The organism is [Clostridium] ultunense DSM 10521, from assembly GCF_000511955.1.
GTDB lineage: Bacteria > Bacillota > Clostridia > Tissierellales > Tepidimicrobiaceae > Schnuerera > Schnuerera ultunensis.
Map to the genome: position 1 here is coordinate 1 of NZ_AZSU01000003.1, position 12003 is coordinate 12003.

The 12003-nt window shown below is 30.3% G+C and carries 11 protein-coding genes; 9 read left to right on the forward strand and 2 right to left on the reverse strand.

Annotation, left to right across the window (positions count from 1 at the left end; genetic code table 11):
* The coding region (locus tag CUL_RS0107030) for an IS3 family transposase (protein ID WP_025640913.1) at nucleotides 1–699 on the forward strand (699 nt) is incomplete at its 5' end.
* A 174-nt stretch (nucleotides 700–873) separates the two neighbouring features.
* Here the strand turns inward: CUL_RS0107030 and CUL_RS0107035 are convergent.
* Both CUL_RS0107035 and CUL_RS0107040 read right to left on the reverse strand, forming a co-directional pair.
* The gene (locus CUL_RS0107035; protein ID WP_157752632.1) at nucleotides 874–1575 is read right to left on the reverse strand and encodes a hypothetical protein; all 702 of its coding nucleotides are present in this window, start codon (nucleotides 1573–1575) and stop codon (nucleotides 874–876) included.
* Between the two features lie 221 nt (nucleotides 1576–1796).
* Complete coding sequence (locus tag CUL_RS0107040; protein ID WP_025640915.1) at nucleotides 1797–2318, reverse strand: transposase family protein; 522 nt, start codon at nucleotides 2316–2318, stop codon at nucleotides 1797–1799.
* 384 nt (nucleotides 2319–2702) lie between these two features.
* Here CUL_RS0107040 and csx2 point away from each other — a divergent pair, with 384 nt between their 5' ends.
* From csx2 to CUL_RS0107075, 8 genes are read left to right on the forward strand one after another with little or no spacing between them, the layout of a single operon-like run.
* Nucleotides 2703–3929: a TIGR02221 family CRISPR-associated protein gene (gene csx2, locus CUL_RS0107045; RefSeq protein ID WP_025640916.1), complete on the forward strand. Its 1227-nt coding sequence runs from the start codon at nucleotides 2703–2705 to the stop codon at nucleotides 3927–3929.
* 2 nt (nucleotides 3930–3931) lie between these two features.
* The gene (gene csx20 / locus CUL_RS0107050; protein ID WP_025640917.1) at nucleotides 3932–5641 is read left to right on the forward strand and encodes a CRISPR-associated protein Csx20; all 1710 of its coding nucleotides are present in this window, start codon (nucleotides 3932–3934) and stop codon (nucleotides 5639–5641) included.
* Nucleotides 5642–5672: 31 nt separating this feature from the next.
* Nucleotides 5673–7907: a type III-A CRISPR-associated protein Cas10/Csm1 gene (gene cas10 / locus CUL_RS0107055; protein ID WP_025640918.1), complete on the forward strand. Its 2235-nt coding sequence runs from the start codon at nucleotides 5673–5675 to the stop codon at nucleotides 7905–7907.
* A 1-nt stretch (nucleotide 7908) separates the two neighbouring features.
* On the forward strand, nucleotides 7909–8364 hold the full coding sequence (gene csm2, locus CUL_RS0107060; RefSeq protein ID WP_025640919.1) for a type III-A CRISPR-associated protein Csm2: 456 nt from the start codon (nucleotides 7909–7911) through the stop codon (nucleotides 8362–8364).
* A 17-nt stretch (nucleotides 8365–8381) separates the two neighbouring features.
* Nucleotides 8382–9089 (forward strand): type III-A CRISPR-associated RAMP protein Csm3, encoded by a 708-nt coding sequence (gene csm3, locus CUL_RS16895; RefSeq protein WP_035142994.1) that lies wholly within the window; start codon nucleotides 8382–8384, stop codon nucleotides 9087–9089.
* 15 nt (nucleotides 9090–9104) lie between these two features.
* Nucleotides 9105–10088, forward strand: a complete 984-nt coding sequence (gene csm4, locus CUL_RS16900; RefSeq protein ID WP_035142996.1) for a type III-A CRISPR-associated RAMP protein Csm4 — start codon at nucleotides 9105–9107, stop codon at nucleotides 10086–10088.
* A 14-nt stretch (nucleotides 10089–10102) separates the two neighbouring features.
* The gene (gene csm5, locus CUL_RS0107070) at nucleotides 10103–11221 is read left to right on the forward strand and encodes a type III-A CRISPR-associated RAMP protein Csm5 (protein WP_025640920.1); all 1119 of its coding nucleotides are present in this window, start codon (nucleotides 10103–10105) and stop codon (nucleotides 11219–11221) included.
* A 5-nt stretch (nucleotides 11222–11226) separates the two neighbouring features.
* Nucleotides 11227–11991: a hypothetical protein gene (locus CUL_RS0107075; RefSeq protein ID WP_157752633.1), complete on the forward strand. Its 765-nt coding sequence runs from the start codon at nucleotides 11227–11229 to the stop codon at nucleotides 11989–11991.
* The last annotated feature ends 12 nt before the right edge of the window (nucleotides 11992–12003 follow it).

The window sequence follows — 12003 nt, forward strand, 5'->3', positions numbered from 1 at the left end:
TTGTACTACGGTTACTGCAAAATAACTGTATTGTTAAGAAGGAAATTTAATTTAATTATAAATAAGAAAAAAGTATATAGATTATGTAAAGAGCTTGAGGTCTTAAGGCCTCAAAGGAAAATTAAACCTAAATTTCCTAGAAAAATAGCTATAAATAGAGAAATAACAACATCAAATTCCCTTTGGGAAGTAGATGTTAAATATGGTTATATTCATGGTGAAGATAGATTCTTCTATATAGCTTCTTTTTTAGATGTATATGATAGAAATATAATAGAATATCATATGGGATTATCTTGTAAAACTGAAGACATAATCGTAACCCTTAAAAGGGGATTAATGAAGCGGGAACTTTATAATAAGAAAATTAACTTGATTATAAGGTCAGATAATGGCCCACAATTCATCAGCAATAAATTTCAAGATACTTGTAAAGAATTAAAATTAGAGCATGAAAGGATACCATTTAAGACTCCAAATAAAAATGCCCATATAGAAGCTTTTCATAGATTGTTAGAAGATGAATGTTTGTCAAGGTACGAATTTAAAAGCTATACAGGAGCTTATGAAGCAGTATATGAATATATTAAATTCTACAATAAAGTTAGAATCCATAGTTCTTTAGGATATATTTCACCAGTAGAATTTTACCATAAAACATTGGAAGGAACAGCAAAACCTTTGAAAATAAAGCTTTAATACTTTGCCTTCAAGTGCCTAACACATTAATATTTAGCTGAAATCAAGGGCCTGCTTTGAGGGGCGTAGCCTTTACCCTTGATGAAGATAAATATTAATGTACAATAAACCAAGGGCAAAATGAAATATTATGATATTGGAAGTATTAGTGAGTTTTTGTCCAAAATTAAGGGATCAATCCGTTACTGCTTCCCAATCAGTTTTTAAAGATGATATAAATTTATTTATGCAGCTATCCTCATAACTACAACTTAATAGGTTTATAAAACATAAAATATTTAAATTTATCAAATATTCCTTGAATCTTTGATAAAATGATTTATATATTTTCAACACTGGGTATTGTTCTAGAATCTCTTTAATATAAGTTTTAGTTTCTTCGTTACATTTCCAATTAAATAAATATTTAATGACCTGACTTCTACTTATCTTTTTTGATTTCTGACTTTTAGCTTTATCATCTTCCTTCAACATACTACTTTTTTCAATTTTTGATATATAATGTTTGAGATTTGAATATGTAAGGATAATTTCTCTTTCCTTAAGCCTTCTATAAACCTCTGAGACATTTCTTGTTTGTAGATACAATTTAATAATTTCATCCTTATGCGGGTCAAGATAGCTATAATTTCTATTACTGGTATTGTACACACTGGCATCTTCTATATCAGTAACGTTAACATACTTTGCTACAGTCCTTCTATCTATTCCATATTCTTTAGCAATGCTTCTATCGGACCTTCCTTTAGCCGATTCTCTTTTGATCTCCAATATTAGTTTTTGTTTTTCTTTTTGCATATCTGTGAATTCCCTTGTTCTATCCCTAGCTTCTACATCTGTTATCTCATTTTGCATATTCGTTATTTTGATATACATAGGAATTTTATTCTTTATTTCCTTTGATATTATTTCACTTAGATTCATAATTAAATGGAATCTATCAGCTATATGGTTACATTCTTTTGATACAGCTCTGTAAGAATAGCCCCTATCCCTAGAAATAGTATGGAGATTTGGATATTTATTAAGTACCTCTTGAATTTCTTCTGGATCTCTAGTATTTAAAATATCAATTATTTTTCCAGTATCTAAGTTTATTATAACCGTTCCGTAATGATGTTTTTTTTAAAGGCAAAATCATCGATTCCGATAGAATAAATTGAATCTTCATCTATGGAAGGCTCCCATTTCTTAGATAACCTCAAAAGGGTATCCCCAGACACCTTAATATTAATATCACTACATCTCCTAGCAGCAGCTTCGGCACTTTGTGTTAAGGAGAATTTAGTCAGCATTTCATTCAATCTTTTAGTTCTACGTTCTTTTGTCCCAGCAAGCTCCTCTATTCTCTCGCTGAATACTTTTGCATTACAATCTGGATTTTCACATCTGTATTTTGCAAGCCTAATTACTAAAAACAAAGGCTTATCTATAATATTTAAATCCTGCATTTTCCTGGTAAAATAAGTTGCTACTGTCGAAGACGAAGTATTACAAAATGGACAATTACAGGATTTTCTTTTACTGGAAAGATATATTATAATTTTATCTTCATTAACTTCAATTGATTTCTCTTCTAAATATTCAGGAAACATGCCTTTGATCAATTTATATTTCATTGTTATCACCCAATTAAATTATATCATTTGGCAATTATCCTTACAATAACCAATTATGAGGAAGAACCATTTTTGAGTTGACATTTACATACTAGACTACCTATGAGGAATTGAAATCTGTTAATCCTGCCGCTTTAAGAAAATTGTTCCAGCGTTGATAGACTACCTATAAGGAATTGAAACTCATAATAACCAACGGTGGGCTTACTGGAGAAACAGAGTTTATAGTCTACCTATTAGGAATCGTAATAAATCTTGGCATAAAAACCTCCTTTCATAGGAAGTTTTTTGTTTTATATATGTATATAAATTGAATTTATTGGTACAAAATGTTACAATAATATTTAAATGACAAGGTTTTGACTTTTTTACCGAGGTGATTATATGTCAAATAACTTGACCACATTAATTTCGCTAATAGGCAAAGGGAAAACCGTTGAAGGAACTAAAGGATACATAAAAACTAAATACTATTATGATGAAACGAAAGATACTATATACACTTCCTTCTTTGGCTCTGCTCTATACAAAATTCTTAAAAAACAAGGTCAAAATATAGACACATGGTTAATATTTGGAACCAATAGATCTACCTGGTCAGAGCTCCTTTATGTAGTGGATGAAAAATATCATGATAAGATGATCGAACTGTATGATGCAGTTTATGATGAAGAAAATGAAGGTGTCTCCCAATCCTTACTCTCCCAATGGGAACAGGCTCTTCAAGAATATGTGCCAGGGCTGAGTTTAATCTTAGTAGATCCTTTAGATTATCAGATATACATAGATCATATGATACATGAAATTCCTGACACTGAAAGGAAAGTAGTTCTTGATATAACTCACGCCTTTAGACACATGCCTGTTATAATTGCTTTCTCATTAATGGCACTCAAACATATCAAGAATATATCTGACATTATGGTATACTACGGTGCCTTTGAGCTAAAGGCAAATTGGAATGATCAAAACGAGCCTACCCCTATATTAAAAATTGACTTCATCAATAATTTAGTTTCATACGCTGAAAATATCGCAGTATTTAACTATTCAGGGTATTTCCCCAATATTTTGGAAGATCTAAATATTTCTAAAACAGATGAAACTTATTTTTGGCTTGAAATGAACAGACAACCAAGAACCGATTTGGAAACAATTAATATGAATCTAAAGGAAAAGTCGAAGGGAAATAACCATCAAGCAAAAATAGCAGAATACATAAATAAAGAAATAGAACCACTTATAGGCGCATCATTACATAAAAGAATGGTAGAGAGATCAAAATTCTTCTTTTATAGGAAACAATATTTAAAATCCCTAATACTTTTATACGAGGGGCTTATCATAGCCATTGGTAGAAAGTATGGTTTTGAAAGCGGACAAGACTATGATAAGCATGAAGAAATTAGAAAATTTATAAAAGGGAATAAAAACACTGTATTTAAAGATAAAGACCAAATAAAAACTTACTTCGATATAGAATATACTAGAAATGCAGCTGTTCATGGGTCTAGAAGTAGAGGCACTCAAAATTTCCTAGAACAGCAGGATCATTTTGAAGCCTTATTTAAAAAAGGCATAGAAATATATAAATATATAACGGAGGAATAATTATGTTAAAATTTATATCCTTATTAGGGACTAATCGGTATTTACCCTGTAATTATTATTTTGGGGAACATAAGGCAAACGATTGCTGCTATGTCCAAGAAGCTTTGGTACAAATATTAGCCAAAAATGATATAGTACCTGACAAAATAACTATATTTACAACAGAAGATGCTTATAATAAAAATTGGATAGCAAATGCATATAGCGATACTAGACCAGGATTAAATGAAGAGTTGGCTGATATATCTAAAAAGTTCCACATTCCCGTGGAAAATGTAATGATACCTGAAGGACATAATGAAGAGGAATTATGGGAAATATTTAATGCTATACTGAATCAATTAGAGGAAGAGGATGAAATAATATTAGATATTACTCATTCTTTCAGATACTTGCCCATGCTAACATTTATAGTAATAAACTATGCACGTATTGTAAAAAACTGCAGTCTTAAAGCCATATATTATGGTGCATTTGATGTATTAGGATATGTACATGAAGTAGAAAAACTTCCTATAGAGGAAAGAAATGCACCTATATTTGATCTTACATCCTTTATAAATCTATTTGATTGGACTATTGCAATTGATAGATACTTAGCCACAGGGGATGCATCTTTGGTAAAAGATTTAACTACCTTAGAAACTAAAAAAATAAATGAGAAAATAGGTAGAAAGGTTTCTGAATCAAATTTAGACAAATCCATTTTATTTAGGGATCCCAATGCGCTAAAAGATCTTTCTAAATCTATGAACAATTTTAGTAATACCGTAGCTACATGTAGAGGGCCTAATCTTACCGGTGCAATATCTTCCCTTAAGGAAAGTATCCATACTGTAGTGGAAAATGCCGCCCATGAAAGGATAAAACCCCTAAGCCCTATAATGGAAATGGTTGAAAAAAGATTTAAAAATTTTAGTACTACTGATGAGTATATAAATATAATAGAAACAGCCAAATGGTGCCATGAAAATAGAATGTACCAACAAGGCTTTACCATATTACTAGAGGGACTTATAAATTATGTTTGTGAAAAGTGGGGTTTAGATAAATTTGATAAAAATAATAGAAATAAAGTTACAAGCTATGCCCGTGATGTAGAAAAAAAGAATGTTGAGGCTGATCATGAAATTTTAGGTTTGAACAAACAAAATGCTGAAGATTTATTTATGTTGATTTACAATATTGGCACTATAAGGAACGATATAAATCATGCAGGATGGAGAGAAAATCCAGCAAAGCATATCGTTTTTAATAATAATCTAAAAACTTTTATCCATAGGGCTGAATCCATACTTTATGGTGAATTCAACAATGATAAGCAATCAAAGGACAAGCAATTATTATTAATATTTTCCCATGAACTAACAGAAGGACAAAAAAAGGAAGCAATGGAAAGATTTAATATATCCAAATTTATAAAACCAGATACCGAACTTTTAAATAAGTGGGCAAATGTTCCACCGCATATAGAAGATTTGAACGAATATATTGAGGATTTTAAAAGATGGATAGATGAAAAAGGACAGCCTGGAGACTATGCTTTAGTCCAAGGTGACTTTGGTGCAACTGTATCTATGGTAGATTATTGTATTTTTAAGAATATTACTCCAATCTATGCAACAACAGAGAGGAATGTAGTAGAAGAAAAAATAGGCGAGACTATAAAAATATCACGGGAATTTAAACACGTGATGTTTAGAAAATATTAATATAAGATAATACATTTTAGGAGGTGGAGGGATGATTGACAATTATGATGTAGCCCTTGCTGCACTAATTTGTGGACTAAACCAAGTATCCAATAGAATGCAGATCCCAATAGAAAATCATCTGCTAAAATCAATTGGCTTATCTATTACAAAGGATTCAATAAATAAACTACTCCATGAAGCAAGTAGTCTATCTTTGGATATGGATGAAAATATAGAAAGTAAAGATAATGGCAAGGTTAAAAAACAAAGGCTATATTCAATATTTCAAAATATTAATATAGGTAAAGAGTATCACAAGGAAAACTACTATTATCCACTAACTCCAATGGATATATCAAACAATATCTTTCCTAAAAAAGAAGAAGAATTTAAAAATCAAGACCTAACAGATGAATATATACATATATTTAAAGAGCTAGAAAGGGAAATTGAATGGGAGCTAAAGGATAAGCATGTATCTAATTTAAAAGATAAAGAAAAAGCATATAATAAAATCTACTATATACTTGAAAAACACACCACATTTGTTCCATGTACAATGGGCAAATATAAGGATATTAGCCTTTTTGAAAGCCTAAAAACTACATCAGCAATAGCTACATGCTTAAATGAATATTACCACAGGGGTGAACAAGAAGAAAATAGATTTATACTTCTTGCAGGGGATGTATCAGGTGTTCAAAGCTTTATATACCAAGTAACAGAAGGGGAAGAAACTAAGGAAAATGTCTCTAAAAACTTAAGGGGAAAATCCTTCTATATAAATGTTCTCATAGACTTTGTTAGCAAGTATATAGTTAAAGAGCTTGGCTTAAATATTTCTAATATTCTATATTGTGGAGGAGGAAACTTTCAACTACTTCTTCCTAATACTAAAGAAGTGAAGCAAAAGCTAGGTGAAATAGAATCAGAAATTCAACGATATCTCTATAAAAAATATGGGGCAAGATTAGGATTAGTTTTTGCACATATTGAAATAAACGATAATGGTATAAAAGATTATTCCAATTCTTTAACTAAATTACAAGAGGAACTTGCTAAAGCTAAAAATCAAAAATTTGTAAACATAATTAGTATGGAAAAGGATAAGTTTTTCATACAAGAAAGTAGACTCCAAAATCCTTGTATATACTGCTATCAGCATAAGGCAACCATAGATAATATCTTATGCGAAGAATGTAGTACTCATATTAGTCTAGGAGAAAAGCTGGTTAAAGATAGATTAAAATATATAGTCTATGACTTTGAAGGAGAAATTAAAAAGTGTGATGTAAGGGTAAGCTTTGGCTCTATGGGACAAGTATGTTTTTATTCTAAATTGGAAGATTCAGATATTGGGTTTTTGGTAGAAAATATAAATGGCACAGGTAAATTTGGTAGAATCAAATTTGTAGGCAATACTGTGCCCCTTAAAAAAGGTGTAGTGGCATCCTTTAACGACATGGCTCCTTTAGCTGAAGGGGATCAGAAAATTGCAGTACTTAAAATGGACATAGATAATTTGGGAACCATATTTTCAACTGGATTTGAAGAAGAAAACAAAAGCATAGCTAGAATATCCACCCTAAGTAGAATGATAGATTTGTTCTTTTGTGGATACATAAATAAAATATGTGAAAATTTATATGATGAATATATTGCTACAGTAGACCCCCAAGAAGTTCAAATGGACAATCTATTTTATATTAATTTCTCTGGTGGAGATGATTTAGTTATTATAGGTCCATGGGATTGGACTATAAGGTTAGCTATTGAAATAAAGGAGCATTTGAGTAAATTCACATGCTATAATCCTAATATAACCATATCTGGAGGTATATATATAGCCGATTCTAAAGCGCCAGTTAGAATAACCTTGTATGAAGGTGAAAAAGCTTTGGAATATGCTAAAGAATATGAGGGTAAAGATGCTCTATCACTTTTAAATAAAGCCTTTAGTTGGCAAAACGGCAAGTATAATGTCTATAAACTAGTAGAGGATGGTATAGAGTATACAAATTGGATTAATAAAGAATATATATCTAGAAATCTTGCCCATGATATCATGGTAGGCAGTAAAAATATTAAAAGGAAGGGGAATATTGATTTTGATTTGGTCCCACAAATAGCCTATTCTCTTTCACGAAACATAGGGGAAGAAAAAATAAAAAACGAAATGATAAGAAGGTTGATTACACCCCGTATAGAGGATAGTGAAATAGAATTTATAAAATATCCTCTTATGATAGCAATAATGAAAACTAGAGATGTAAAGGAGGATTAATATGATTAGACAAAGACAAAGGGGAAGGTCCAATTATGGGGGACAAAACCCAATTAATAATTTGATATCTGAAATAAAAAAAGCCCAATCCTTGAAAGAAGTGTTTATCCCAGAAAAATACGCCTTACCCGATGGATGGGCTTATAAGACGGCAGAAAATTTAAATGAAAAAGCAATGAATTCCAATCAATTAAGAAAAATATTTACCCAATTAAAAACTATAGAAGAAAGTGTCAACAGAAACAAAGAAAATAAGTTAACTAATGAACAAATGAATCAGATACTTTTAATAATGCCTCAGATTGCTTATGCAAGAGGAAGAGATCTAATTCCATCAACATTTTATAATTTAATGAAGGAATGTATTACGCCAAATAAAATAAAGGATAAGGAAGATTACAAAAGCTTTGTAGGTTTTTATACTGCAGTAGTAGCTTATTCTAAAATGGGAAGCTAATTTAAGGAGGGTGCACAATGATTAAAAGATATATTATTGAATATATTTTAGAATGTGAGACAGGTCTGCAAATACAAGCAGGAAATATATCTTTCGATATAGGGGGAATAGACAATCCTGTAGTTAAAAACCCCATAACAGATGAACCCTATATACCTGGCTCATCATTAAAAGGGAAAATACGAAGTCTTTTAGAATGGCAAGAAGCATCAGACGTATTGATCCATAACGGAGGAAAAGTATTAAATGACCCAAAATATGATGTATGTAAACTTTTTGGAGTATCACCTAATAATTTAAATAAAGAAAGTGACAATGTTCAAGAAAAAATACTGGTTTCACGGGCCATAGTTAGAGATGCTTATCTTACAGAAGAGAGCAAACAAATGCTTCAATCCCAATTAGGGGAAAATATATTTACCGAAATTAAGGCTGAAAATAATATAAATAGGCTAACCTCAAAGGCTAGCCCAAGATTCTTTGAAAGGGTTCCCAAGGGTGCAGAATTTAAAGGTGAGATAGTGTTGACCCAATATGTGGAGGAAGATAAAAGATTACTAGATCTTCTTTTAGAAGGGATGCGGCTATTGCAAGATAGCTACCTAGGTGGTAGTGGATCTAGAGGTGCTGGGAAAATAAAGTTTAAAGATGTGAAGATCTATTTAAGAGATAGGGATTATTATATTGGAAAAAAAGAACAAGAAATAATAGAACATACTATATGATAAGGGGTGATAGGGATGAACATACATAAAATTAGCCTTACCCCTTATGGCAGCATGACTACACTTCCCGATTCACAAACTATATTTGGTGCCATGTGTTGGTCTATTCGGGAATTATATGGAGAAGATGAACTAGAGGAGTTGTTAAGTAATTTTATAGACCATGAAAATAAATTTGTAGTATCCTCATCTTTTATAGAAGGACTCTTCAAAGCACCTGTTATGAACTGGGCTACTTTAGAAGAGATTATAGATATAGGAAACAAAATGGATATTGAAAGTAGTCAATTAGCTATTAGAGGTAAACGGCTGAACAAGATAGAATATATGTCAGAACAGGTTTTTAAAGATTATTTAGAAGGTAAATTAGATAGGAAAGAAGTAGTGGAAGATATATTAACAGGAAAAGGGAAATTCTACACTTCTGAAAACATACTTCAATACAAAGATGAAAAAATAGGTGCCATAGACTATTATGAAGAAAATAGCAGAAGAAACCTTATAAACAGGTTGAGTGGTACTACAGACGAGGGAAAATTATTTTACTACAAAAGGGGCTTTTTAAAGCCCAATACTAATTTGTATTTTTTAATCAAAACTGAAAATATAGATTACTTTTTACCTGTATTTAGATACATGGCGGATAGTGCTATTGGAGGAGATAAAAGTGTAGGAGTTAATGGATTTAGGGTTACTTATAAAGGGATTTTTAACTATACAAAGAATATAGAAGAAAATCTACTATTATCAAAATATATCCCGCATTATGAAGAGGTTAATTGGGAAGAAAGCATGTACAAGATATCCATAGGTAATTATAAGATAGAAAGCAGACATGATTTCTTTGGACAAGATATACTAAAAAGCCAGATTGGATATATAGTAGAAGGTTCAAAGATTGTTTTAAGGCAGAATAAAGAGATTTACGGTAGGCTCCCTATAGTAAAAGACATAAACTATAAAAAAATTAGACATAATGGTCTAGGCTTTTTCTTATAAGGTAGGTGATAGAAATGGCATATATATTTAAAATATTATCACCAATCCATATACATAGCGGGGAAGTTATAAAAGCTATGAATTATATGGTAAAGGATGATAAAGTACTAATATTTGATGAAATGGATGTAATTGAATCAGTCAAACAACAAGAATTATTAAATGATGAATTATTAAGAAATTTTGCATCTGCAGGTAGGAGAAGAAAAGAATACAATAAAACACTAGATTATTATATAGATAAAGGGATAATTGAAAAATCTGTGGTAGATAAGTATAAACTTAAAGGAAATAATTATACAGAAGACTTATCTGGGCAAGAAATATATAGAACAATGACAAATCTACAAGGCCCTTATATACCTGGTTCTACTATAAAAGGAGTAATAAGAACTGCAATCTTGTATGATTATATCCTTAATAAGGGGATTGAATACATAAAAGATGCGGTCAAATTTTTAAACAGAGTTAGACATTTTTCAATAGATGATTATATTATATATGGGGTTAAGGACGGATGGTTAGAACAAGATATATTGCAAGATCCATTCAAATTTCTGGGGGTTAAAGATGTTAATATGGTTGATAAGGAAGTAGGTATATATGAGGAAACAATATATAATATAAATAATTTTATTCCCGGTAATGTTATAGAAACTGTAGAAGAAGACAATAAAAGCGAACAATTTGATTTTGAAATAAGAGGACATAAAAAATTAGTTGGGAAATATAATCAAGAAATAATTAAATACTTTAAAGATGAAGAACTACGTAGGGTGCTGTATCAATATTCAAAGGATATTATTGAAGATGAACTAGAATACTATAGAATTAACAAACACCCATTGTTTAATACGAAAGAAATAATTGAAACATTGGAGAAAATAAAGGCAAAAAACAGCATAGACTCCCCAGTACTTAGAATAGGCAAAGGAAAAGGATATAAATCTAATACAGTAGCTTTAGCAATTAAAAAATTAGATAAAGATTATTATACACAAGAAATCAAAAATATAGCAAAACCTTTTAGATATAATAAAAACTATGAATTTCCAAAGACAAGAAAATTTATCAATCCATCAGTATCACCAAAATTATTAGGATTTACAATACTTGAAAAGGTTGATAGGTAGGCATGGTGCGCATAAAAAAAGTAAAATATAAACTAAAATTTTTAGAACAGATAATATTTAAAGAAGAACCGGAAATCGCTTTTTTAAAATCAATTTTTAAAAGGCTTAAAAATATATTATGTATCAAAATAGATAAGAAATGTAATAGCTGCAATCATAATAGTAAATGTTTGTATTATTATATTTCATCAGGAGATTTTAAATATATAGAAACTATGCCTATTATAGTGGAAAGGCCCCTTTTTTCGAAAAGAAACTTTAAGGCTGAAGACCAATTAGAATTGAAATTTATTTTCCTTGGGGAGGCAGCAAAACATATAGATTTTATAGAATATATATTAAAGGAATTTGAAGCCAGGGGGCTTTTTGGAGAAAAATATAGGTTTGTAATACTAAATAGGTCTGTAGAACAGGTAGGAAAGCTTAAAAATAATAAAAATATAAAAACCATTCAAGTACTAACTCCAATAGACATAAGAGAGAATATATTTATAAAGGAAAAAGAAAAACTAGATGAACTAAATGAACTTTATAATATAACAGATAAAACAATTAAACCTATAAACAATTTGTATGAATTTGATGCAGTAAAATTTGAAATTAGAAGCCCTTTACATTTAGGAGCTAATAGATTCATACAAGAAGGCTATATTGGTAGGATAAAATTTAAAGAAATATTAATGGAGTCTAAGCTAATAGATATTATAGAAATAATAGGGGCAGGAAAATATTACGCCATAGGCGGTGGAGTTATAAAAATTATTAATTAGTGATGGGACAGT

Excerpts from the sequence above, each read along its gene's own strand:
- CUL_RS0107035 (WP_157752632.1), bottom strand. The coding sequence starts at position 1,575 with ATGTATATCAAAATAACGAATATGCAAAATGAGATAACAGATGTAGAA.
- CUL_RS0107040 (WP_025640915.1), bottom strand. The coding sequence starts at position 2,318 with ATGAAATATAAATTGATCAAAGGCATGTTTCCTGAATATTTAGAAGAG.
- csx2 (WP_025640916.1), top strand. The coding sequence starts at position 2,703 with ATGTCAAATAACTTGACCACATTAATTTCGCTAATAGGCAAAGGGAAA.
- csx20 (WP_025640917.1), top strand. The coding sequence starts at position 3,932 with ATGTTAAAATTTATATCCTTATTAGGGACTAATCGGTATTTACCCTGT.
- cas10 (WP_025640918.1), top strand. The coding sequence starts at position 5,673 with ATGATTGACAATTATGATGTAGCCCTTGCTGCACTAATTTGTGGACTA.
- csm2 (WP_025640919.1), top strand. The coding sequence starts at position 7,909 with ATGATTAGACAAAGACAAAGGGGAAGGTCCAATTATGGGGGACAAAAC.
- csm3 (WP_035142994.1), top strand. The coding sequence starts at position 8,382 with ATGATTAAAAGATATATTATTGAATATATTTTAGAATGTGAGACAGGT.
- csm4 (WP_035142996.1), top strand. The coding sequence starts at position 9,105 with ATGAACATACATAAAATTAGCCTTACCCCTTATGGCAGCATGACTACA.
- csm5 (WP_025640920.1), top strand. The coding sequence starts at position 10,103 with ATGGCATATATATTTAAAATATTATCACCAATCCATATACATAGCGGG.